Source organism: Stenotrophomonas sp. STEN020 (genome assembly GCF_056760195.1).
The window spans coordinates 31,645-54,073 of record NZ_JBRREI010000002.1; the positions used below are offsets into that span (position 1 = coordinate 31,645).

The following is a 22,429-nucleotide window of genomic DNA, read 5'->3' on the forward strand; positions in this document are numbered from 1 at the left end:
CAAGCCCAATACAGGGGAGTCAGAATGAAAATCGCGAAGATCGAGGAAGCCGTCGGGATTGCAATCAAACTCATGTATGCGGAACGCGTCGGAAAACCATTCTCGTTTTCGACCACGCCAAGCAAGCCGTTGCGTAAGGGTGGGATGGGTGTGTCGTGGTCTGTTTGGCATGGCTATCTCAATGGTCTGGTTCACGACCACCTTCCCAAGGAGCCGCCATTCTCTGGCTTGGTTGTGGACACGCCATTGGTAGATGAAACCTATCGAAAGGATCTTCGAAGCCTGCGGCACCAGCTCACGAAGCGAATTGCACTGAAAGACAAGTACGGGGTGTGACATGACTCGGATTACCCGACTCCAGACGTTCGTCATGGCAGTTGCTCTCTGTATCGTTCCGCTCCATGTGTATGCCGAAGCCAGTTTGCCCAGCCCTGAACTGACAGCCGTTTTCTCTGAAGCCAATCAAGCCTACTTCTGCGACAAAGAGGGGAGCACCAAGGTTGCGCCGCTCTTCGGCCAGGTCGGCCTGGCATACCAGCTCAACTTCGCAGCGCTACCTCGCCTTCCTGATGACCAAGGCCAAACTGCCCCAATGCCTGCGGATGTGTTGGCAATGAGATGGGTGCTGCACTGGGGCCGTGTCGAGGCGGGCGACGTGGATGGTCTCGGACTCACAACTGCCCAGCAATCGGCGATCCAAAGCATCCGATACGACTTGGCCGAGCATTTGGCTTGGCTCGCCGAGAATCCGAAGAAATCGAAGTACCGACTGGACCCAGCTACTCCACTGGCGTCCATCAACACGCCAGATGCTAGAGACGCCGCGCTACGCAGGCTGTTCGCTCCTGTCTTGGGAGGTAGTGAGGCACCCCTCCGGATCCTTTGCGTCTTTCGAGATGGCACCGCTGCGCCCCCCAAACCCCCTGCCGAGCCGTCTGACGGCCGGGTAATTGTGGCCCTGAGAGGAAAGATAGACGACCTAGCCGTGGTTCGGGCTCCCGCCGGAAGTGAGAGGGACGTTGAAGCATTCAAGAAGGCGTCCGGGGCCAATCTGTCGTTCACTGACGACGACGTCAAAGGATCATCGGTTCTCACCGCTGAAGCCGTGGTCGGTGTGGGGACGCAGTTGGGACCGAACGACGCCGCCTTTCTTTTCTTGCACTACCTCGCGAGCACATCCGAGACACAAGCACCAGGTGACGACGACGATAGTAAGGATATCCGGGCGCTTAGTCCTGGGCTGATGTATCGCAGGTCCTTCGGTGACGAGGACGGCCAAGGTGCCTATGGCACCTTCACCGCGGTCGCCTACCAGACTGACGATAGGGCGAAGGACTCGACGATCCTGCGAGCTCGGGTGGGATTGGTCGACCTTGCTTACCTTCCGAGCGGCGCCAAGGCGGTCTGCGGCGCAACCCGCACTGCCGGACCGCTTGACTTTGACTGTCGCGCCGGACTCTTTGCCGAGTATGGACGCGTCCAAGACGCAGGTAGCAACACTGACTTTCAGTCCCTAGTCGATGACAACTACGCCGGCATCGGTGGAGAGCTGACCCTTCGTTTCTCTCTTCCCGGGGTCAAGCCGCTCGCGCCATTGTCGTTCTCGATCGGCTATCGCTACATGCGCATTCTCTCTGGGGATTTGGAGAACCCCGGCCGGCTCTCGATGGATCTGACATACGCAATTCCAGACTCTAGTTTCTCCATCGGCTTGTCTCAGACCAGAGGGGAGAACTTCGAAACGTTCGAAGAGGAAGACCTGACAAAGGTCGTGTTCGCATTTAAGTACTAGCGCCTGCACGTAGCAACGAGAAGACAATGCCCAGGCAACCCCGGATAGCCGGAGCACGCGCAAGCACCGGTCCGGCTCCACGTTCCATCCGGTGCATGTGCGAAAGGCGCTGCACCGCCACTCTCGGGGGCGGTGGATTCTCCAGAACGTACTGAGGTAGCCTCGGGTACTAGCACTATTTGTTCGTCTTTTTGCTTAGCGAATCAGGGCACAGGGGAAATCATGGAACCGGCAACCTGGGGGGCGATCGGCGCCCTGATCGGTACGGTGGTGGGTGCGGCCGCGAGCGTGGTGACCGCGTACATCGCCACCCGCCATGCAGCGTCCCTGCAGGCTGCGGACGATCAGGCCAGTCGGCGGGACCAGGGCCGGGCGTTCCAGCGGGAGACGTTGCTTGCGCTACAAGAAGCGCTAAGTGACTTGCTTCGTTTGGAGACTCGCTGCCACCTAGAGGATCGCCACGCTTTCCGAAGCTCGGGTATTTGGGGCAAGAACTCCGTTGGCGAGACGCTCTCCGAGGAGAATCGACTGGCGCGTCGATGGGCCATGATCCTCAAGGAGCGGGTCGCAGACGATGCGTTGCGTGTGGCTCTGGATGGTTTCTGCGGGCAGCTGACACAGGTCTCCCTGGTCGACTCGGAGGCCGAGGCGGTAACGCTGTTCGAACTCAACATGCGCCAAGCGACCCCGATGATGGAGCACATCGGCCGGACGCTCCGCGCCCAGTACGACCATTGATGTCTTCCGCAGACTAGGCGGCATACCGAGGAGGCGGAGTACATGCAGCGCGAAGAGGCGGAGAAGCTTCTAACTCAGGCGGTCGACCAGGTCATCCGCTTTGACCGCCTATTGCTCGAGCTCGATGTGACCGAGCGGGCGCTCTCCTGTCGGATTGCCCACTACATGCACGATCCGGAGCTTGTCCCGCCGCCGCTCAGTATCGACTGCGAGTACAACCGCCACTTTGGTGACCCCAAACGACTCTACTTGCCGCCACGGGACGCCTTTGACCGAGAGGTCCGGGCCACTACCGTCTTCCCAGACATCATTGTTCACGAACGGAACTCGGATGCGCGCAACCTCCTGGCCATAGAAATGAAAAAGCCTGGCGGCAGCTTGGAATACGACCGGCAGAAGTTACTCGCCTTTCGACGGGAGCTAGGTTACCTGCACACGGCCCATCTGATCTTGGGACTCGACGCCAGCGGGGACTTGGTCAATCAGGTCATCTGGGTTGATGACGTGACTTAGCAGGTGATTGCGTCCGATGCGGATGGGTCGTCGCCGCTGCCCTCATGGGGCTGGATCCGAAATGGCGTCACCTAGACATCACCACCATTGCAATGAGGGGTTGAACAATGGCCTTTTCAACTGACAAGAGACTCTGGAGATACGGCTCTAAAGTTGCCAGCAGCCTCGGCCGTGGCGTTGCTTGGGAGCTCGACTTTCTTCGAGGCATGCATCAGGGCAATGCGCTGCGATATCTGGCCCGTGAACTCAGCTCAGCGACGGGGCGAGCCATTCACTTGACATCTATTTGGCTGGATAAGCACGCCTGGGTGTCTTGGTCCCAAGGCGGCAATCGGGTAGACAAGCGAGAGTTGGCGGACCTTGCGGTCATTGTCAGAAGGCGGCACCAACGCAAAGTGGTCAGCTGGATGTGGCTCATTCAGGGCAAACGAACAAGCAAGCTACTCGATACCTATACTGGATCGAGCACCCCCTTCGAGCTCGACCTCTTGCATCGTATGCCCATGTTTTCGCTCAATGGAGTTAAAGGGGCATTCCGGCTAAAAAACGACTTCCCCCCCAGTGGCTGCACGGCCATTAGCCCTCAGTGGCCGATTGCTGTTAGCACGCCGTGGACATTCATGGACTTCCGTGCGGATTCCGCAAAGCATTGGTCGGCCAATTCTCAAACGTATTCGCCTATCGCTCCTCGCTGGCCTGGATCAAACCCGCCGCTTGGAGCCTGGGCAAAAAAGTGGCAAACGATCAATTCTTCGCCCCAAATCAGCCTCAGCTCTTACACCGAATGTCTCAGCGCGATCATCAAATGCGCGCCTCACCCGTGGACAAGTCCAATGCTTCCCGGCACCTCGTGGCCTCATTTCGTTCCAGGCGCACCTATTGATCCGGATACATTTCCAGAGTGGTCTGCCCTTTATGACGAACTGATCGCCGGGGCTCAAGGTAAAGCTATTGGCCATGCAGCCACGAACTCGAACCCTCTCGGTTCTCTGTTGCAGTTGAGTCAGGTTCTGCAGAATTGGTACTTACATAAGGCGCTCCTTACCGCCATGCCGTCGCCAAGCTCCCGATATACCTTTGGGCAGCATGGCTGGGATTGGGCAGCAGCCACTGCTGGCTTCGGTCAGCGTCCAGGTTCTTCTATTGAAGACCTAATTGAATTCCACCACCGCGTTGCCGAACAGTGGATCCCGCGAGCACCCAGCGAGCCCAAACGGCCAAGAGAGCCTGCTTTCGAGAACGATGAGCCAGGCGGCATGCTGACGCTCTTCGTGGACGTGCTCGGCGAAGCTGACATCCATCTGGGCTAGCTGCGGGCGCCGGTCGCTTGTGAACGACGGGCCGGCGGCATCTGATCACCCACGCGGGTGCTAAATGACCGGAGTCTTGCCCGCTGGGCCGCTCGGCTAGACTATTGGTGGGCGGCCCCGACCTTCACCCGAAGCTGCGGCGGCTCTGGTCGCCATCAAAGATCCAGCGAGGACTTTTCATGAAGCCTCAAACCCATCAGCCCCTGCAGACAAGGCCCGACCTTTCCAGACCCGGCCTCACCGCGTTCTTCAATATCTGCGGGAAATGGGGCCTCACTTCTGAAGAGGCCCGCGTTCTTCTGGGCCGCCCGGCACGTTCAACCTACTACCGATGGAAGCGGACTCGCACCGGAGCGCTCACCAATGATGTCCTTGAGCGCACCAGTTATGTTCTCGGCATCTACCGAGCCCTGCACATTCTCTTTGCGACCCCGACGCAGGCGGACGGATGGATCAAGCGCGCGAATGCGGCCCCGTTGTTCGCAGGAAGCAGTGCTCTGGATCGAATGATTGGGGGCCAGGTTGCCGACCTCTACGTCGTCCGCCAGTACCTGGACACCCAGCGCGGCTGGGGATAGGCCTTGGCGCGGCTAGACTTCACTCTTTCGCGATGAGGCTACGGATGATTTACGGCGCCGGCCACATCAACGCTCAGTCCAGCCCGGACACGCCCTCTCCCAAGAGCACCCTGTTCGCGGGAAGCATTCGTTCCCAGGTGGAAAGTGAGAGGGCCCGGCACAGCCCATCAAAGCTGATGGCCTGGCCGCCGGCTCGGAGCCACCGCGCGCAGCTTTGAACTTCCTGTGATGTCAGTCGGTGGGGCTGGGCCGTGGGCAGGGTATCAAGCACTTGCTGGATCCAGAATGGGATGTGCCGCCGATCCCCCATCAGTACTGACCGGCTGGAACAAGACGACCGCACGTCTTTCAGGAAGCGATCCGGCCAATCGGTCATCCACGTTGCTAGTGCGAGCAGAATCGGCCGCCGCAGTTCGATCCCCATACGCTCGAACTCTGTGTGCGTCCCAGAGAAACGTAACGTCCCGGCCCGGTCGATGATTGCGGTGTTCGCCAGGTGCTTCAAGCGCGATGACGTGAGCGTGTGCGCGAGGAACCGGTACCCGTTGAACAGCGTCAGCGAACTGACCCAGCGGCAGTTCATCCGTGCTCCGCCTCTGCCGGCCGCTGCCACGAGTCGCGCCTGCTGTCGTCGCAGTAGGCATTTTGACCCGACACTGGCATCTGGCTTGTTCAGGGTCTCGCCGCACGTCGCGCAGCCCCACCGTTGCCCGCGATCCGGGTGCATCCGGTGAAACATGAAGGGAGACGCGCACATTGGGCACCGGTCCAGAAGAGGGCGCTCATGCTCCAGGCACTCGGTCACGAACGCGTAGCGCCACTGCTTTCGAGCGTATGCGATGGGCTCCGCCAAGCATTGCGGACAGTATTGAAGTCCATGGTGCCGGCGTACCCGGTGGTAAACACCCAGGGGAAGCACCCATCGACAGACTGTCCCGGTCCGGCTTTCGCCGGTGACCTTGCCCTGGATCGTCGTCAACAGGAGTTCCGACAACCGGTACTCGGAAATGCCCGTCCATTTCGAGAGCACGGGTAGCAATGCAACGGGCATGGTCAGATCGAGGTCGCGGTTCAGCAACGGGACTGCCCCGAACATCATTGAGCACAGCGTGTGGTCCGAGCGGCCATTGGATCGGGCCAGCCGATGGAGCCAGGACGACATGAGTTCGTCGGGTTGAGGTGGCGGAACGCTGGGCCAGCGATTGCCGCGGACTCTCACGGCGTCGCGGCGCGGGCCAAGCGTTTTCGGTCTGACGGGGGCGTCCAGGCCAGGCCTCGGAGCAGGGTCTCGTCAATCCGCGGGGCGTCTGAGGCGATCGCCACACTGAGCGCCAGCTCGAGCAAGTCGTAGACTTCGCCCACGAGGCCCTCGGACAAAGTGTGGATCAGGGCCGCCATGGCTTTCTTCCCCAGCCCCGAACGCTCAGGCAGCGGCATGTGCTCCTCGAAAGAGAGCAGCAGTCGCTGAAAGTCAGCATCCAGCTTCCACGTGGGCAATGTGAGCGGCCGAAGTCGATTGATCATTTCGTCCGACGATGCCAAACCCCCGGTGCCGCGGGGTGTGCTGAAGGCCACTACGGGCACGGGAACCTGGTTGGCGATGTACCGCAATGCATCCATCACGGCTCTGCGCTGCTCGAGCCGGGCGCCAAGAATCTTCTGAAGCTCATCCAGCATCAACAACTGCAGGCCGGCGTTACGCATCGCGACGATGGCGGCCTCGCGCTTGTCGGGCACGGGATCGGTGAGCCGGTAGGGAATCCCCAATATCGAGAGAATGCGCTCGATGATCGCTGCCTCGGTCGGCGTAGGAACGACCTCCAGTAGCATCACTGGCATTTGCATCTTGTTATCGGCTTCGGAGAAGACCGGCGGGTGGAGGCCGGCAAATCGCATAGCAATCGAGGTTTTGCCGTTGTTCGATTCCGAGGTGACCAGATACCCCGGCATGCGCGCCCGTCGCGGCTTGTTCACCAGCGCTTCCAATAGCGCCAGGATGGCATCGGACGCCGGGTACTTGATCCAGAACTCGGTCTGAAACCAAGCCAAGCGCTCGGCGGCCTGCCGGCCCAGCATCGCGCGTGTTTCGGCGCTCAGATGGTCCTCAGCCACCGCGCACCACCTCGAAGGAAGAAATCTCCTCGTCGTCCTCCAGCAGGCCGTTCGTGTTGGCGGGCCTGCTGGGCGGCGCTTGCTGGCTGGCGGGGGTGGCAGCGCCTACTTGAGCGGCTTCAGCGGCTTTTTTCTTTTCGTAGGTTCGCTTCTTCTGATCACGCTTACGGGCCTCCTTGGTCTCATCGCTCGCATTATTCTTTATCCGCTGGAGCTCCTCGTAGGTATCAAACACGAGGTCCTCATCAACCTCTTCCTTGCCTTGGGCTCGCAGGTGCGCTCTGACCTCTCGCAGCTCCCACAGGTTGAGCGAAGGGTGCTCCATGCGCCGGTACGGAATTTTTAGATAGACGTCGCGGTCGGGGTCCAGAAACCAGATCGAACTCAGATCCCGGGGGTCCCGCCGAACAGTGAATCGCCGCTTCCTGCCTGTCTCCGGATCCCGGGCATGAATCCAATGATCGATGCTCGGGTCGTAGTAGGTGATGGTGTCCCAGGTGACGCCATAGGCTTGGACGGTCACTTCCTTGAATGGGAGAAAGTCCAGCCGCAGTCGCATCGGATCCTTGATCGGCGCTTGCAGGCCCGTACCTAGGGTGTGAGCATCGCCAAGAATTCCGGACTCGTACATCCGGATCGGCGGGCGGCCGATACCGTCATGCTTGCTTTGGTGATACACGCCGCACAGATACTTGGTGACATAGGTTTCTGAGTCGGAGAAGGTGAACTCGGCTTCTTCGTGCGATTTGTAGTCGCCTCGCTGGGTAGGGTTTGAGAAGGTCGTCCCGTTGATGGTGTGGATTTCCTGATTGAGCGTGCCAAGGAGCCGCTCGATGTGTCCACCCCAGTGCGGCGTCTTGACTGGCCGCCACTCCAGGTCAAACTTCTGCGCCATCGCCGCCCGAGTGACCATGTCGCATCGGAATGTCTTGTCGTTGTCAGCGTGAACCTTGATCGGCTTGCCCCAGTTGGGCCATTTGACGTCGATGCCATGCGCCGCCAGCCAGCCTTCCTTGGGCAGGATGGCGTGGACCAGGGCCATGCCAACGGAGGTCGCGTTGGGCTTGTCTAGCGAGAGGTAGAAGCCCACGACGCAGCGACTGTAGACGTCGATGACCAGGGTCAGCCACGCCCGGCCGATGTTGCGACGATAGACATCATCGACGATGCACAGATCCAGGGGCGTGTGATCGATCTGCCAGACAGAGTTCGGGTGGGTAGCTTCCTTGTAAGAGCCCGGCACGGGCCGGTGCCGCTTGCGGCCGCGCTCTCCGTCGCGGGCTTCATCCTTTGTCTTGTCAGAGAGCCAGGACACGCGAAGCCTGACGGTATTGGCATGCGGTACTTTCAGATTCGCGCGGCGGCACTTGGGCCCCAGAATCGTCATGACCTTCGAGATCCGCATTTTCTTGTCGGTCAGGTAGTGTTCTTCGATGGCCGCCCAGATGACATCGTCAAGGATGTCGTTTAGCCGCGATCTGCCACGCCCACCGCTGGGGTGTAGCGGCGCCAGCGCTGCAATGCCTTTCTGCTGCTCCCGCTTGAGCCAGCGATAGATGGTGCTGACATGCACGCCGAAGAACGTGGCCACCTCGGCGGCCAGTTTCTTTGATGGCCGCTTTGCCTCCACCAGCGTCTTGAGCTTCTCGCTTCGCGCTACCGCGATATCCCAGTCTTCTTTTGACAGGGTTTCCGTGCCGCTCGAAGACGCTGTTTCCTCGTCAGGGGTTGAGGTCGATTGGGGAGTGGCAATAGCATCTAGGATGTCGGCAATGATCAGCCGCACCTTCTGGCCGTCGCTTTCTCGACGCGCGATGAGATGGGTCAGGTCGAGATAACTGTCGACCAGGTAGGTTTCGCCACGAAGGACGAAGACTCCGCCGATAGCCAGCGGATTCTCTGGCACCGTCGAGCTACTAGTCGACGGCACGGATCGGAGACTGTGGCGTCAGTGGCTGATCCAGGTTGGCCACGATCTCACCCCTGCAGATCAGGTAGTACACAACCGGCAGTACCGCTGCCTTGTCCCACTGGCTGCCTGGCAGCGAGGCCATGTACTGGTGAATGGTCGTTTCGCCCAAGGCGCGGACCGACTCCATCACCTGGTGCTCCAGGATCCAGTCGGTATCCCGACGCGAGTAAGGGAGAAGGAACTTGGCATTGGCCAGCCGCGGGGTCCGAATCTCAACCTCGGTGAGAATCCGGAACCGCCAGCCCCGCTGGCGGGCGTAGCGGCGGCAGGCTTTGAACTTGGGCTTGAGGGTGACCCATTTCCGGAAGATTTCCTCCCGATACTTGATCTCGCACAGCTCCGCCCGCTGGGTCGGCTCGCCGTTCACGGTCTCAATCCGTTCAACCAGGACGTCCGGGTAGTACTTCTGGTTTCCCAACCGGCCAGCAGCGGGCCCGGTCACTTCGGCGGGCTGGGGATGCCAGACCGAGACCTGCTGGTCGAACTCGAGGAGGACGAAGTAGTCCCGCTCCAAGGCGGATTCGAAGGGGCCGGGACCCTCTACCTTCGCGCCGGACGTCATCATTCCGGTCAGCGACCGGCGGCCTAAACCTATCTTTCTGGCGGCTGGGAGCAAGTTTGGGAAGCCTTTCGCATCTTCTGCTGGAAAACTATAAGAAGTCGCAGCCAGTAAGGTTTGAAGTCGCTTCAACTGATGTGCGGTCTCTGGCGTCATTTCGGGCCTCCTTGGCCCGATGGTCGCGAAGACTTCTGGAAATGTCAGCGGTTCGCATCCGCGCCCCGGCGAAATCTCCCTCGCGCACAACGGCGTTCTATTTCTCGATGAACTACCGGAATGGAGTCGACATGCCTTGGAAGTGCTGCGCGAGCCACTGGAGTCCGGCACTGTCACCGTCTCCCGGGCTGCGCGCAGCATGGAGTTCCCGGCGCGCTTTCAATTGGTTGCTGCCATGAACCCTTGTCCCTGCGGCTGGGCCGGTGACAGCAGTGGCCGTTGCCGGTGTTCGGCCGAAAACATCCGTCGCTACCGCGCACGTATTTCCGGGCCGCTTCTGGACCGCATCGATCTGCATCTGCAGGTGTCGCGGCTGGCGCCGAGTGAATTGCGCGGAGATGCAACTACGGGTGAAAGCAGCGCCGAGGTGCGTGCGCGGGTAATGCGGGCACGCGCTCGGCAGCTTGAGCGAGCCGGCAAGGCCAATGCACATCTCGGGCAGGCGGAGACGGTGCGGGACTGCGTGCTGTCCACTGCGGACAGTGACCTGCTCGAGCAGGCAATGGAGCGACTGCAGCTGTCGGCAAGGTCGATGCATCGGATCTTGCGGGTGGCACGGACGATTGCTGATCTTGCCGGAGAGGCTGCGATCCAACGGGGGCATCTGACCGAGGCAATTGGCTATCGGCAGTTGGATCGGGGTGGGGTTGGGGGTGAGGAGTAGGTTGTTGTGGGCTTGGGGGCTTGCCGGAGCGACTGCAACGGCAAAGGCTTTACCCTTCCCCAGCCCTCCCCTGCGCTATGCGCAAGGGAGGGGGCAGAGCTCGGCCCCCTCCCTTTGGCGCAGCCAAGGGGAGGGTTGGGGAGAGGTAAGCTTCCAAAGCATCACATTCAAGACAAATCCCAAAAATCCGTTCACCATCGCCAGCAGCCCCCGCAGAGACCGGCCATGGAACGTATCGAACGCCCCTACTTCCCGATCATCTACGTGCGCGGCTACGCGATGACCCGCGATGAGATCGTCGAAACCACCTCCACGCCGTTCATGGGTTTCGAGGCCGGCTCCACCAAGATGCGCCAGGCGCAGGACGGCAGCATCGTCAAGTTCGTGTTCGAGTCACCGCTGGTGCGCTTGATGAAGGACTACAACTACCGCGATGTCTACGAGTTTGGCGCCGAGCGTCGCGACCGCATCTCGCCACGCTGCATCGTCATCCATCGCTACTATGACCCCGCCGATCCGGCCTTTGGCGATGGCAAAACGCCGTCGATCCCCGATGCCGCCGCCGCACTGGGCAAGCGCATCGAACAGCTGCGCGACAGCATCTGCGGCAACAACGCCGCCATGCGCAAGGAGTTCCGCGTCTATCTGGTCGCCCACTCGATGGGCGGGCTGATTTGCCGCTGCCTGCTGCAGAACCCTGACGTAGCCAGCGCCGAAGTGCGGGCAATGGTGGACAAGGCCTTCACCTATGCCACACCGCACAACGGCATCGAAGTCGGCGGCATCAACCTGCCGAATCTGCTGTCGATCAACGACATGAACAACTTCAACCGCAGCAACATGGGCAAGTATCTGAAGGTGCCCAGCGACAAGGTCAACACGCTTGGCAACTCAGGCTTCCCTCCGGAGCGGCTGTTCTGCCTGATCGGCACCAACGCCCGCGATTACGCTGCTGCGCATGGACTATCGTCGTTCGCGGTCGGCGCACTAAGCGATGGGCTGGTGCGTATCGCCAACGCCTACGTCGAGGGCTCGCCACGGGCCTTCGTCAACCGCAGCCATAGCGGCTACTTCGGCATCGTCAACTCCGAGGAGGGTTACCAGAATCTGGTGCGCTTCCTGTTCGGCGACACCTGCGCCACCGCCCAGCTCGACATCAGCGCACTGCCCTTCCCGCCCGAGATCGAAGCTGCGCGCAAGCGCGGCAAGAAGATTGAATCCTCGTATTACATCGAGGCCACCGTTGCTCCGCGCGGCGCTTACACCTATGAACTGACTTCGCGCACCCAAGCCAACCAATGCGCCATCCGCCGCGAGTACGGTGACATCTTCGACGCGCAGGGCAATATGCTGAAGGACAAACGTTCGACCGTGCTGTTCTCGGTGTTCCTGGACAGCAGCAAGATCCTGGCCGGCAGCGAAATCGCCTTCTCCATCGACCTGGCTGTCAGCAACGCCGGCTACCAGGTGGATGGCGCACTGTTCCTGAAAAACCACATTCCCGGCGAGTACCTGTTCCGCAACACGCTGGTGGTCTTCGCAAAGCCCGACGACGCAGGTGGTTGGCGCCTGCGTTATGTCTGGGGTGACGACCAATGGGCAGGAGGCCCCAAGAATGAGGCCGAGCTGGATACCGCCCGCACCAAGGCCATCGGCATCAACCAGCAGACACCGAACATCTTCGCAATACCGCTGCAGTCAGCCAAGGGCTTCAACGCCGAGTTGAAAATTTCGCTTTCGGACTGGCATTGAGATTTGACAACGCATGACCGTGCTGGGTGCTCCGCTAGCGGAAGCTCCCAGTTGGTCGTGCCGCCTTCAGGCCAGCGCCGCTGCCTGATCCACCTCCTCGCGGAGGCTGTCGATGAAAACGCTGTCATTCAAATAGGCAACGTTCAAACGCGTCCACGGCGACACCTGCTCCGAGTCAATATTGAAGAACGCACCCGGCGCCAGCACAACGCCGCGCGACAGCAAGCGTGCAGTCAGCGAGCGGGTATCATCGATGCCATCGAAACGCGCCCATAGATACAGGCTTTGCTCCGGCGTCGCATAAACCGTGGCATCCAGTCTGTTCAACACTTCCAGACCTTCAGCAGTGGCAGCGCGCACCCGATCCTGCAGACGCCCGACATGGCGCAGAAAGTTGCCTTCGCGCAGGATCGCCTCAAGCACGCGCTCGCCGTACTCGCTGCTGCCGATGTGCAACAGCATCTTCAGGTCTGCCAGCTCTTCAATGTGCGCGTTCTCGCCGGCGATGAAGCCGCTGCGCAATGCTGCCGAAACAGATTTCGAGAAGCTGCCCACATACAACGTATTCCTGAACTGCGACAACGAGGACAGACGAAACGCCGAGTTTGGCTTGAAGTCAGCCATCGCGTCATTCTCGACAATCAGCACGTTGTGCGCTGCCGCCAACTCCAGCAAGCGCTTGCCGACTTCCGGCGACACATCGGTGCCGGTCGGGTTGTGTGCGGTGGTCTGCATGAAGAAAACGCGCGCCTTGCTGGTCTGCAGCGCCGCTTCGAACTCGGCCAGGTCAGGACCATCTACACGGCGTGTGATTGCTATCGATCTTGCGCCCTGCAACTGCAGTTTGCCGAACAGCGGATAGTAGCCAGGCTGCTCCACCAACACCGTATCGCCTGGCGCGACGTAGCGCCTGATGATCAGGTCCAACGCATGGTTGGCACCAAATGTGGTTACCAACTGTCGCGGCCCAAGCTCCATGCCATGCATGGCCAAGCGTCGGATCAATTGCTGTCGCAACGGCAGGTAGCCATAGCGATTGCCGTAGCGGAACAAACTGCCGGTGCCGCTGCGCGCGACCTGCCGATGGAAGCGATCAAGTCGCATATAGGTCAGCCAATCAACAGGCGGAAAGCCTTCGGCGAGGTGTGACCGCCCTGGTTCGCGAATGGCTTGCTGGCGCATCATCCACAAGGTATCGATAACCCTGCTGTAGCCCACCGGCTCTTCATCGACATCGCGCTCTGGCGGCGCTTCGACGCCGCGCACAAAAAAGCCCTTGCCGTGCTGTGCCTCAACCAGCGCTCGCTCACCAAGCAGGTCAAACGCCGAGATCACCGTGTTCTTCGAGTAGCCATTCAATCGTGCGTACTCGCGCAACGACGGCAGCTTGTCTCCGGGCTTCAGAACACCGGCCAGGATCTGACGACCGATGTCCATGGCAACTTTTTCCGCTAGTGAAATCTTCCGTGGTTCAGAGCGCATAAAAATCCATACGAATTTCTTCGGGCGCTCACTGTATCTACGCGTCAACGCACCCTGTAAAGAGCATAAATAGACATTTTGATATGAATTGGCGGATACGCTTCAACAGAATTACTGTCGGAAAAAACTGTACCTTTCGCCAGCGCTCTTCAGAGCACATTGTTTCGCGAATTTACGCAATTCTCGACAGAAGTCGGTCGAGCGGGGCAAGCAACGTTGAACGCAACTTATGCACACTCAGTACACGCGATGTCTTCCGGATCAGTGTCAGTGGAAGCGAGCATGCTGCGCGAGTCAAACGATCTCCTTGGGCTGAACGAATCTGCAGGAACGCGATCTGTGAGCATCGACGCATCCGCCCCCTGCAGCCAACACATCTCCTCATTTCAACCAATCACCTTCGTCGATGAGCTACTGATAAACGGCAGGAATCTGCGTGTGGCAATACCGGATCTACCTCCAGGACAGGTCCGCAGCCTTCAATGCATTACCGAGCTGGCGCGCTCAACAGGCGGATTCCGGGTATTTGGCGCTGGCCCGTTGGTGCGTGCATGCATCCAGTTCGGCTCGATCCGCGATGTCTACAGCGCTCGCCTGCACGTGATGCAACTACGCAACCAGCTGATCGGCCTCGTCAACACAATGAATCCGACGCTCACCTCAGGTGGCGGCGGCTGCAAGGATATTGATGCACAGGTGTGCAATGGCAGCGCGATGGGATCGCACCTCGAGATCGCAGTGATTGTCGAACTTCCTGACCGCACCGATGTCCGGGCCGTCGATATCCTGATCGCGAAGTTTGCGCCACTGATAGAGCAGCTGACCCACGGCGCGAGGAGTGGAGCGTCGGTCAGGGATATTGCCGATCGCCAGGTGCTATGCGCACAGGTCACTTTTGACCCGGAAAGGCTCTCGCTTGCCGCCACGCCTGGCCTGGCCATGACTGGGCGCATCGTCGACCTCCACAATTTCACCTGCGTTGGCAAGGAGCGGATCAGCGCACGCAATGCAGATGTTCTCGCAACGGCGAATTCCATGCTTGGCGCTATTGCATCTGCAAGCGGTAGTGCTGATAGCAGCCGAAACGCGTGGATTGCGCACGATGACCATGGTGTACCACTGGCCATCTGGTACCGCGATCACCACGGACATCTGTCAGGAAGGATCTCCCTGCCGGTGCTGGCGGATCAGGCAGGCGCAGCCACGCGCATGACCTCCACGCAGACTGCCGCTGCTGCCACAGCCCCAAGCACGGATCTGCTCAATCCTGCTGTCGCCGCGATCGGATTGACACAGAGTCTTGCCAGCTTGCATGCACACGCTGCCACGGAAATCGCACAGCGAAATCCGGCTCAACATGCATATGACCTGGCGTTGTTGGTCGGCGCCCGCGGCAGTGAAATCGCTCAAGTAGTGAAGGCCCTGCTATCCAAGCAGAGCGTTCGCTGTGATCTCGCGATCGCTGTGCTCGACAAGCTGCGGGGACGCTGATGGACAGCCACGGCGAGCAGCACGAAGATCGCGTTCGCATCATCGAGGTTGGCGCCCATAAGGGCCTTGAGAACCAGGCCAAGGTGCTGCCGGCCGTCGTCCGCGTGAACCTGATTGAATTGCTGGAATCGGCAGGCATCAAGGAAGTCGAGCTGGGCTCGTTCACCTCGCCGCGCTGGGTGCCGCAGATGGCCGACACCGCGGCGGTGTGCGAACTACTGGGGCCGCCGCCACTCAATCGCATCCGTTCGGTGATGGTTCCCGACATGAAGGGGTTGGAGATGGCCATCGCCAACGGCTGCCGTGATATCACCATCGCATCGGCCGCATCGGACGCGTATTGCCGTGCCAATCTCAACTGCAACATAACCGAGAGCCTGCGCCGCGCCGATGAGATCACCGAGCGTGCCCTGGCCCATGGTATCCAGGTACGTGCCACACTGGCCACGATAATCCATTGCCCGTTCAGTGGAGCGGTGACGACTGCAGAGGTTACCCGCATTGTCCGCGCGTTCTACGATATGGGCTGCCGCGAGATCAGCCTATGCGATACCACCGGCAGCGGCACCCCGGCGTCGGTTGGTGTGCTGCTACGCGCCTGTGCCACCGAAGTGCCCATGCACCGCTTGGCCGCACATTTCCATGACACCTTCGGCCTGGCCATCGCCAATGTCATCGAAGCTTTGGAGCACGGCGTGCGTGCGTTCGACGGCGCCATCTCCGGGCTTGGCGGTGACAGCCATGCGCCGGGTGCGGCGGGCAGTCTCGCCACGGAAGATCTTGCCTATCTGTTCTCCGAGCTGGGAACCAACTGCAACGTCGATATCGACGGCCTGCTGCTTGCCGCTGACTACATCGACTGCGTGCTTGAGCGCAGGACCGAGTCGCGCGTGGGTCGGGCGTTGCGGGCCAGAAGAAGCCAGTGGAAGGAGACCGCCCAGGCCTGGATTGGCTGAGCGACGTCAGCGCTGTCGTCTGTCGCTCGCCGGGCATTGCGCCAGCAGCAGCCGATCCGCCCGCTGTGCACGTGCGCAGCCAGATGCATGGCGGCTTCGGCGCAGCCACCTGCGATTAGTCATCCGACAACGCCTGCGTTGCCTGTTGCAGTTCCTCCACCCTGGCGCAGGCTTACCCACGCTCCAACCATGGTTGCTGCGCGCCCGTTTGGAACACTGCCAGAGCAACCACGCAACTGACATGCCGTCGGCGATGAAAGTATGATGTGCCGGTCAGCAAGCATAGCGGCCAGCCGACTACCCCGTGCCGGCGCTGAGCGCCGTGGAGAGATCCCCATGCCGCTGCTGTCGAATCCTGGGCCATGCTGGCGGAAACAGCAGCGCCATGCGCCTGCCCTGCCCCGCACCACGCCTGCCTGCATCTCACAGTTGCATGCCGCCGTCGGCTGCCAGCACTGATGACTGCGCCCAGCTCGCGCCTGATTGATGCCTTCCTCGGCCTGTACAGCGAGTTGAGGCGGCACCTGCGGCGGCGTACTGGCGACAGCAGCCGCGCCGAGGAGGTCATGCAGGAAACCTATCTGCGCCTGCTGGAAACCGACAGCCGCCAGCAGCAGGAGCAGATCCGCGACCAGCGCGCTTTCATTTTCCGGGTCGCCGGCAACCTCGCCATCGACGTGGCGCGACGCGAACAGCGCGCTAGCGGCAGCGGCGAGCCCGATCCGCAGCAGGCTGACCCTGTCGCCAACCCGGAGCGCAACGCCATCGCCCAGGACCGTCTGCGACAGCTCGACGCTGCCTTGCGCGAGCTGCCACCCAATGCCCGCCTGGCCTTGCTGCTGTTCCGCGTCGACGGCCTGTCGCATGCACTGATCGCGCGCCGTCTTGGGGTATCGGAAAGCATGGTGGCCAAATACCTGGCGCAGGCGCTGCGGCATTGCCGCGATCGCCTGGGGCCATCCTGAGGGCGAAGCTGGAGGATGATCGCTGCGGCCACTGCAACTTCGGCCTTGGCGAAACGTCTTATAGGTAGACAACCCCTCTCTCAGCGCAGCCCCCAGCCACGCCACGATGTTCGACCGCTTCCGAATCCGCAACAACGCGCTCAACGACGAATCCATCCAGTGGGTAGTCCGTCTGGGTGCGCGTCCGTCTGCAGGCGATAGAGCCGCGTTCGAGCGCTGGTGCCAGCGTTCCCCTGCGCATGCCGAGGCCGCGCGGCAGGCGTTCGCGCTGCTCGACGACGTTGGTAACACCGCGCTTTCGGCCGAGCACCGCCATTGGGTACAGGCGCTGACGCCGGCGCCACGACGGATCAGCCGGCGCGCGGTGTTGGCCGGCGGGTTGTCGGCGGCAGCGCTGGCCGGCGTGGTCGGTACGGGCATGTTGGGCCCGGTCAGTGGCGTCTTCGCCGACCACAGCACCCGCATCGGCCAGCGCCGGCAGGCGTCGCTGGGCGACGGATCGACGGCCTGGCTCAACAGCGAGAGCGCGTTCTCGCAGACGTTTTCCAACGTGCGCCGCACCGTATCGGTGGCCGCCGGTGAACTGTTGTTCGACGTCGCGCCCGACCCGCAGCGTCCCTTCGTGATCGAAAGCCGCGATGGCAGCGTCCATTGCAGCGTCGGTCGCTTTGCCTTGCACCGCGAGCCACGCCGCAGCACCCTGACCGTAGTCTCCGGCCTGGCCGAACTACGCAACCGAGCCGGCGCCAGTATCGAAATGCTCCCCAACCAGCGCGTTGCCTTCAGCGCCGATGTACTTGGCAAGGCCGAGAACGTCGATGCGGGCGCAATGACTGCCTGGGTACGCGGCAAGCTGATCTTCAACCAGCAGAGCGTGGCTGCCATTGCAGGCGAGCTGCAGCGCTATGTGCCGGGACGTATCGTCGTGATTGGCGAGCCATTGCAGCAATTGCAGCTCACCGGTGTGTTCGAACTGGATGACATCGATGCACTGCTGCGCAACATCGCCGCACTGGCCGGGGCGGAGCTGATCCGTCTGCCGCTGCTGACCTTGATCCGCTGAGCCGCCGGCAAGTGCTGTAACCCTGCATAAGCCGCGACGCGCAGGTACACGAAGAGCCCGAAGAAGTTTTTTGCTGCTGACGCTGCAAGTTTCGCTCGCGGCAACCGTCTATAGGAATGAGACTTATTCTCATAAAGTCAACGCCGGTACATCCGGCGTCCTCTTCCTAATCGCCCGTCGGATCCATGAGCCCTTCCAGCCCTCCTCGTCGTACTTCGCGACTGCCCGCCCTGCTCGCCGTCAGCATTGCTCTGGCACTCAACGCACCGCTATATGCCGCCGCGCAGAGCAGCAGCGCCAATGGCCCCAGCCAAAGCGTCGCATTCGATCTCCCCGCACAGCCCCTGGACAGCGCATTGACGCGCCTGGCGGACCAAGGCGGCGTGCGCATCCTGTTTGTTTCCAGCGACGTCGGCGGGCTGCAGGGTGCAGCCATCAAGGGCCAACTCAGTGCAACGCAGGCACTGGATCAACTGCTGGCCGGCAGCGGACTGGCCTGGCAATGGCGCGAACCCGGCACCGCCGTGGTGACACGCAGCGGCGCCGCTGCCACAGGCGCGAATACCCCCATCGTCACCGGCACCTTGAGCGTGACCGGCCAGCAAGGCATCGAGGCCACCGGCGCACAACGTGATCTGCGTGGCCAGGACGATGTCTACGATCTTGACCTGTCCACAGCGTATCTCGGTCGCACCGAAATCGAACGCTACAAGGGCGCAACGCCCTCGGACCTGCTCAACGGCGTCGCCGGCGTGTTCAGTGGCGATGCCCGCAACAGTGGAGCGCTCGATGTGAACATCCGTGGCGTGCAGGGGCCTGGACGCGTGCCGGTCACCATCGATGGTACCGAACAGGCGGTTACCGCCTGGCGCGGCTACAACGGCATCGGCAACCGCAACTACGTTGATCCCAACCTGATCGGCGGCATGCAGATCTTCAAGGGCCCGTCGTTGACCCGCAACGTCACCACCGGCATCGGCGGCGGCGTGGTGATCAAGACACTGGACGTTGACGACGTGGTGCCGGAAGGCGAATCGTTCGGCGGCGAGTTCAAGATCGAAGGCAGCAGCAATGCGGTCGCTCCGCGCCTGCCGGGCAAGCTGTACACCGGCATGAATCACCGCGACGTGCCGGAACTGGCCACCGGCAGCCCAGCCAACGACCCGACCCTGCGCGTGCAACCGCACACCGGTGGCGGCGGTTACAACGTCTTCGATGGTGAGGACCACGCCTATCGCCTGGCCCTGGGCTGGAAGTCGGACACGCTCAGCCTGTTCGGCGCCTACGCCTACCGCGACCGTGGCAACTACTTCGCCGGCAAGCGCGGCGCCGGTTACTACTCGCAACCGGTGGAGAACATCGGTGCCGGCGACTACATCATCACCATGGCCAACCGCCTGCGTCCTGGCGACGAAGTCACCAATACCTCCAGCCAGATGGAATCGTGGCTGTTCAAGGCCACCTGGAACCCGACACCCGACCAGGTGCTGCGCTTCGGCTACCGCGACACGCTGTCGCACTACGGCGAGATCATGCCGTCACGCATCAACCGCACCGCGCTCGGCCTGCCGCAGTGGTCACTGAGCCGGATCGATTCCAAGGCCTATAACCTGGAATACAAGTGGCAGCCGCAGGACAGCCGCTGGATCGACCTGTACGCCAACCTGTGGCGCACCGATACCGACAGCAACGCGAACACAGCAGGCAGCTACCCGAATTACTGGAATGCGGTGACCCAGCCGATCGTCATGAACGGCGCGCTGGATGATTCCACCAACACCCGCAACGGCCTGACCCTGAGCAACCTGTTCCGCCTCAGCGATACGCTGGACCTGACCGTCGGCGGCGACTTCCAGCACGAGAAGCTGCGCTCGCATGACGAGTACATCGGCCCCTCGGCAGCCTGGCGCATGTTCCCGCGCGCCGGCCGCCGCGAGGAATGGAACGCCAACTTCAACTTTGAATGGCGTCCGGCAGATTTCCTCAAGATCAATGCTGGCGCCCGCTACTCCTCGTATTGGGCGTACGACGATTTCCTCGCTGACCACCCAAACAAGTTCCTGGGCTCGGTATCCGGCTATCAGGCCAGCTACCGGACCATGTCTGCGGAGCAGCGCAGCAATGCAGAGGCGCAGCTACGCAGCGGCTACCAGATCTGCGCGGCGATGCCGTTCTACTGCCAGATCTTCAATATTCCGGCGGGGATAAGCGAAGCGGACTACGTCGCCGCCAACATCAAATATGCTGCCAAAGAGAACACCATCGAATGGCGCCCTGACGCCGAAGGTAGATTCCACCGCGCAGACAACCCCTGCAGCAACGGCACGCTGGCCGGCGTAGCCGATCTGTTCGAGGGCGGGAACTGCAGGATCGGCAACACCGCCAACCCGATCGCTTCCAGGTACGCCGTGGCGAAGAAGCGTCGTGATGGCGGCTGGGCCCCGTCGCTTACCGTTACCGGCCTGTTCTCGGACTACAGCCGCGCCTACCTCAGCTATAACGAGGCACTGCGCTACCCCAATATGTTCGAGAGCGTGATCGCCTTCGGTGCCAGCGTCAGCCCGTTCCGCGACCTGAAGCCCGAACACACCTACAGCTACGAGCTGGGCTACATCCAGGAACTTGGGCATCTGCTGGGCGATGACACGATCGCCGACATCAAGCTCAGCTACTACCACCGCCGCACCGACGACCTGGTCGAACGCGATAACAACTTCCTGTTCCGCAACATCGACAAACAGCTCGTGCAGGGCGTGGAGTTCCAGGGCCGCTATGACAACGGCCGCTTCTTCACTGATCTCGCCGTGGCGCACACGCTAAAGAACGAGGTCTGCGATGAGCACACCGCCATCACCATCGACCCCAATGTCGCCGGCACGCCCACCTGCGTCGATCAGGGCTTCATCGGCAGTTGGCTGCTGACCCAGGCCTCGCCGGAGACCTCGGCCAATTGGTCGCTGGGCGGGCGCTTCCTGGACAAGCGGCTGGAGCTGGGCACGCGTGTTGTCTATTACCAGCGCCGCAAACCCAACCGTGACCTGGAGGCATTTGCCGCGGTCACCAACCAGAACCTTGCCGTGTTCAACGTGCCGTTTTCCTGGGATACAACCTGGCTGTTCGATGCCTATGCCAGCTACCGCCTCAACGACACCGTACAACTTGAACTGATCGGCACCAACCTCAGCGATCGCTACTACGCCGACCCGGCCACCCGCTCGCTGCTACCCGCCCCGGGCCGCACGCTGAAGCTGAGCGTGACCGCGCGCTTCTGATCATCCCATAGCAACAAGGAGTCCACCGCAACCCGAACCCTCACTGCAGTTCTGCTTTTTCCTTCATCACACCAAGAGAGACATGATCATGAAAATGCACAAGCGCATCTCCCAACTCGCCGTCGCCTTGACCGTGGTTTCCGTGGCGGGCACCGCCGCGGCGGCCAACATCGTCGGTACCCAGTCCACGGGGACCGGTGCGTCGTACATCACGGTCGGTGCGTCACAGGTACCGTTCGGCCCGCATACCGCCGGCATCTCCGGCGTGGGCATTTCCAGCTATGCCGGCGGCGCCAAGGTCGACTTCCAGGGCCTGACGCCTTCCAGCGCCGCCACCGCGCTGACTCCGAGCATGACCGTCTACCGCCTGCACGACCCGATCACTCCCGGCACCCCGGGCAACCCGAACGACCCGGCACACTTTGGCTTGGGTAGTTTCAGCTTCGTCAAAGTTGGCAGCGGCGATGTCTGGTTCGGCGAATGGTCGACCAATGGCAATACCGGCAGCCCCACCTACCAGAACCGTCAGGTCTATTACGTCGGTGACAAGACCGGGTATACCGCCGCCACCGGTACTGCGGTTGGCTACACACTGACCGGTCTGCACCAGTACGGTGCCAACACCCACCTGACCGGCAGCCTGACCGCCAACTTCAGCAGCCGCACCTTCCACGGTGACCTGTCGATCGGCGCAACGCAGATCCGTCTGGGCAGCAGTGGCAGCCAGATCGCGTTCGACACCAACGGTCATTTTGATGCGGCCAACGCCGGCCAATGGGTAATCCCAGGCAATGTCGTATACGCCACCGGTGCGGTGAAGGGTGACTTCTTCGGTGCGGGCGCGGCTGCCGTCGCCGGCATCGTCGATTTCGACAATCCGGCCATGAAGATCGCCTGGGGCGGCACCAAGAACTGACGGATAAGCCTTTCCGTCAACCGCTGTAATTCGACTGCTACCGGCAAGGACCAGCCAGTGTCCGCCAATCCTTGCCTC

Annotated in this window: 18 protein-coding genes and 2 pseudogenes; 14 read left to right on the plus strand and 6 right to left on the minus strand. The window is 61.4% G+C overall.

The annotated features are described in order from the left end of the window. The first annotated feature begins 24 nt into the window (after positions 1-24). From ACVOLZ_RS01365 to ACVOLZ_RS01390, 6 genes are all read left to right on the plus strand, one after another. Positions 25-336 (plus strand): hypothetical protein, encoded by a 312-nt coding sequence (locus ACVOLZ_RS01365; RefSeq protein ID WP_005411433.1) that lies wholly within the window; start codon positions 25-27, stop codon positions 334-336. A 1-nt stretch (position 337) separates the two neighbouring features. Further along, the gene (locus ACVOLZ_RS01370) at positions 338-1,792 is read left to right on the plus strand and encodes a hypothetical protein (protein ID WP_032966093.1); all 1,455 of its coding nucleotides are present in this window, start codon (positions 338-340) and stop codon (positions 1,790-1,792) included. A gap of 222 nt (positions 1,793-2,014) precedes the next feature. After that, the gene (locus ACVOLZ_RS01375; protein WP_005411435.1) at positions 2,015-2,530 is read left to right on the plus strand and encodes a hypothetical protein; all 516 of its coding nucleotides are present in this window, start codon (positions 2,015-2,017) and stop codon (positions 2,528-2,530) included. Positions 2,531-2,572: 42 nt separating this feature from the next. Beyond that, entirely contained in the window at positions 2,573-3,043 is a 471-nt protein-coding gene (locus ACVOLZ_RS01380; RefSeq protein WP_005411436.1) for a hypothetical protein, read from the plus strand. Positions 3,044-3,150: 107 nt separating this feature from the next. Then, positions 3,151-4,353 (plus strand): hypothetical protein, encoded by a 1,203-nt coding sequence (locus ACVOLZ_RS01385; protein WP_005411437.1) that lies wholly within the window; start codon positions 3,151-3,153, stop codon positions 4,351-4,353. Between the two features lie 179 nt (positions 4,354-4,532). Then, on the plus strand, positions 4,533-4,931 hold the full coding sequence (locus ACVOLZ_RS01390; protein ID WP_005411438.1) for an antitoxin Xre-like helix-turn-helix domain-containing protein: 399 nt from the start codon (positions 4,533-4,535) through the stop codon (positions 4,929-4,931). A 73-nt stretch (positions 4,932-5,004) separates the two neighbouring features. Here ACVOLZ_RS01390 and ACVOLZ_RS01395 read toward each other — a convergent pair whose 3' ends face one another. The 5 genes and pseudogenes from ACVOLZ_RS01395 to ACVOLZ_RS01415 form a co-directional block, all read right to left on the minus strand. Continuing rightward, on the minus strand, positions 5,005-5,514 hold the full coding sequence (locus ACVOLZ_RS01395) for a hypothetical protein (protein WP_232282075.1): 510 nt from the start codon (positions 5,512-5,514) through the stop codon (positions 5,005-5,007). A gap of 201 nt (positions 5,515-5,715) precedes the next feature. Beyond that, positions 5,716-6,150, minus strand: a pseudogene (locus ACVOLZ_RS01400) (TniQ family protein); the annotation flags it as partial. Then, positions 6,147-7,043 (minus strand): TniB family NTP-binding protein, encoded by an 897-nt coding sequence (locus tag ACVOLZ_RS01405; protein ID WP_005411440.1) that lies wholly within the window; start codon positions 7,041-7,043, stop codon positions 6,147-6,149. The gene ACVOLZ_RS01405 and the pseudogene ACVOLZ_RS01400, both read right to left, overlap by 4 nt. Beyond that, a complete protein-coding gene (locus tag ACVOLZ_RS01410) occupies positions 7,036-8,949 on the minus strand; it encodes a transposase (RefSeq protein ID WP_481514809.1) in 1,914 nt (637 codons plus the stop codon). The genes ACVOLZ_RS01405 and ACVOLZ_RS01410 overlap by 8 nt, the downstream gene beginning before the upstream one ends. Positions 8,950-8,959: 10 nt before the next feature. Then, positions 8,960-9,730 (minus strand): TnsA endonuclease N-terminal domain-containing protein, encoded by a 771-nt coding sequence (locus ACVOLZ_RS01415; protein WP_481514810.1) that lies wholly within the window; start codon positions 9,728-9,730, stop codon positions 8,960-8,962. Between the two features lie 49 nt (positions 9,731-9,779). On the opposite strand from ACVOLZ_RS01415, the pseudogene ACVOLZ_RS01420 reads away from it, so the two are divergent. Then, a pseudogene (locus ACVOLZ_RS01420) lies at positions 9,780-10,454 on the plus strand (ATP-binding protein); the annotation flags it as partial. Between the two features lie 225 nt (positions 10,455-10,679). Then, positions 10,680-12,206: an esterase/lipase family protein gene (locus ACVOLZ_RS01425; RefSeq protein ID WP_481514811.1), complete on the plus strand. Its 1,527-nt coding sequence runs from the start codon at positions 10,680-10,682 to the stop codon at positions 12,204-12,206. Between the two features lie 66 nt (positions 12,207-12,272). On the opposite strand, the gene ACVOLZ_RS01430 is transcribed toward ACVOLZ_RS01425, so the two are convergent. Further along, a complete protein-coding gene (locus tag ACVOLZ_RS01430) occupies positions 12,273-13,688 on the minus strand; it encodes an aminotransferase-like domain-containing protein (protein ID WP_481514812.1) in 1,416 nt (471 codons plus the stop codon). A gap of 282 nt (positions 13,689-13,970) precedes the next feature. Here ACVOLZ_RS01430 and ACVOLZ_RS01435 point away from each other — a divergent pair, with 282 nt between their 5' ends. From ACVOLZ_RS01435 to ACVOLZ_RS01460, 6 genes are all read left to right on the plus strand, one after another. Beyond that, a complete protein-coding gene (locus ACVOLZ_RS01435) occupies positions 13,971-15,179 on the plus strand; it encodes a hypothetical protein (RefSeq protein WP_481514813.1) in 1,209 nt (402 codons plus the stop codon). Further along, the gene (locus ACVOLZ_RS01440) at positions 15,179-16,135 is read left to right on the plus strand and encodes a hydroxymethylglutaryl-CoA lyase (RefSeq protein ID WP_481514814.1); all 957 of its coding nucleotides are present in this window, start codon (positions 15,179-15,181) and stop codon (positions 16,133-16,135) included. Before ACVOLZ_RS01435 ends, ACVOLZ_RS01440 begins: the two co-directional genes overlap by 1 nt. Before the next feature lie 458 nt (positions 16,136-16,593). Beyond that, the gene (locus ACVOLZ_RS01445) at positions 16,594-17,100 is read left to right on the plus strand and encodes an RNA polymerase sigma factor (RefSeq protein ID WP_481514815.1); all 507 of its coding nucleotides are present in this window, start codon (positions 16,594-16,596) and stop codon (positions 17,098-17,100) included. A 106-nt stretch (positions 17,101-17,206) separates the two neighbouring features. Then, entirely contained in the window at positions 17,207-18,163 is a 957-nt protein-coding gene (locus ACVOLZ_RS01450; protein WP_481514816.1) for a FecR family protein, read from the plus strand. Between the two features lie 185 nt (positions 18,164-18,348). Next, the gene (locus tag ACVOLZ_RS01455; protein WP_481514817.1) at positions 18,349-21,435 is read left to right on the plus strand and encodes a TonB-dependent receptor; all 3,087 of its coding nucleotides are present in this window, start codon (positions 18,349-18,351) and stop codon (positions 21,433-21,435) included. An 88-nt stretch (positions 21,436-21,523) separates the two neighbouring features. Continuing rightward, entirely contained in the window at positions 21,524-22,351 is an 828-nt protein-coding gene (locus ACVOLZ_RS01460) for a HupA family protein (protein WP_481514818.1), read from the plus strand. Positions 22,352-22,429 lie beyond the last annotated feature (78 nt).

Excerpts from the sequence above, each read along its gene's own strand:
- ACVOLZ_RS01365 (WP_005411433.1), top strand. The coding sequence starts at position 25 with ATGAAAATCGCGAAGATCGAGGAAGCCGTCGGGATTGCAATCAAACTC.
- ACVOLZ_RS01370 (WP_032966093.1), top strand. The coding sequence starts at position 338 with ATGACTCGGATTACCCGACTCCAGACGTTCGTCATGGCAGTTGCTCTC.
- ACVOLZ_RS01375 (WP_005411435.1), top strand. The coding sequence starts at position 2,015 with ATGGAACCGGCAACCTGGGGGGCGATCGGCGCCCTGATCGGTACGGTG.
- ACVOLZ_RS01380 (WP_005411436.1), top strand. The coding sequence starts at position 2,573 with ATGCAGCGCGAAGAGGCGGAGAAGCTTCTAACTCAGGCGGTCGACCAG.
- ACVOLZ_RS01385 (WP_005411437.1), top strand. The coding sequence starts at position 3,151 with ATGGCCTTTTCAACTGACAAGAGACTCTGGAGATACGGCTCTAAAGTT.
- ACVOLZ_RS01390 (WP_005411438.1), top strand. The coding sequence starts at position 4,533 with ATGAAGCCTCAAACCCATCAGCCCCTGCAGACAAGGCCCGACCTTTCC.
- ACVOLZ_RS01395 (WP_232282075.1), bottom strand. The coding sequence starts at position 5,514 with ATGAACTGCCGCTGGGTCAGTTCGCTGACGCTGTTCAACGGGTACCGG.
- ACVOLZ_RS01415 (WP_481514810.1), bottom strand. The coding sequence starts at position 9,730 with ATGACGCCAGAGACCGCACATCAGTTGAAGCGACTTCAAACCTTACTG.
- ACVOLZ_RS01425 (WP_481514811.1), top strand. The coding sequence starts at position 10,680 with ATGGAACGTATCGAACGCCCCTACTTCCCGATCATCTACGTGCGCGGC.
- ACVOLZ_RS01430 (WP_481514812.1), bottom strand. The coding sequence starts at position 13,688 with ATGCGCTCTGAACCACGGAAGATTTCACTAGCGGAAAAAGTTGCCATG.
- ACVOLZ_RS01435 (WP_481514813.1), top strand. The coding sequence starts at position 13,971 with ATGCTGCGCGAGTCAAACGATCTCCTTGGGCTGAACGAATCTGCAGGA.
- ACVOLZ_RS01440 (WP_481514814.1), top strand. The coding sequence starts at position 15,179 with ATGGACAGCCACGGCGAGCAGCACGAAGATCGCGTTCGCATCATCGAG.
- ACVOLZ_RS01445 (WP_481514815.1), top strand. The coding sequence starts at position 16,594 with ATGACTGCGCCCAGCTCGCGCCTGATTGATGCCTTCCTCGGCCTGTAC.
- ACVOLZ_RS01450 (WP_481514816.1), top strand. The coding sequence starts at position 17,207 with ATGTTCGACCGCTTCCGAATCCGCAACAACGCGCTCAACGACGAATCC.
- ACVOLZ_RS01455 (WP_481514817.1), top strand. The coding sequence starts at position 18,349 with ATGAGCCCTTCCAGCCCTCCTCGTCGTACTTCGCGACTGCCCGCCCTG.
- ACVOLZ_RS01460 (WP_481514818.1), top strand. The coding sequence starts at position 21,524 with ATGAAAATGCACAAGCGCATCTCCCAACTCGCCGTCGCCTTGACCGTG.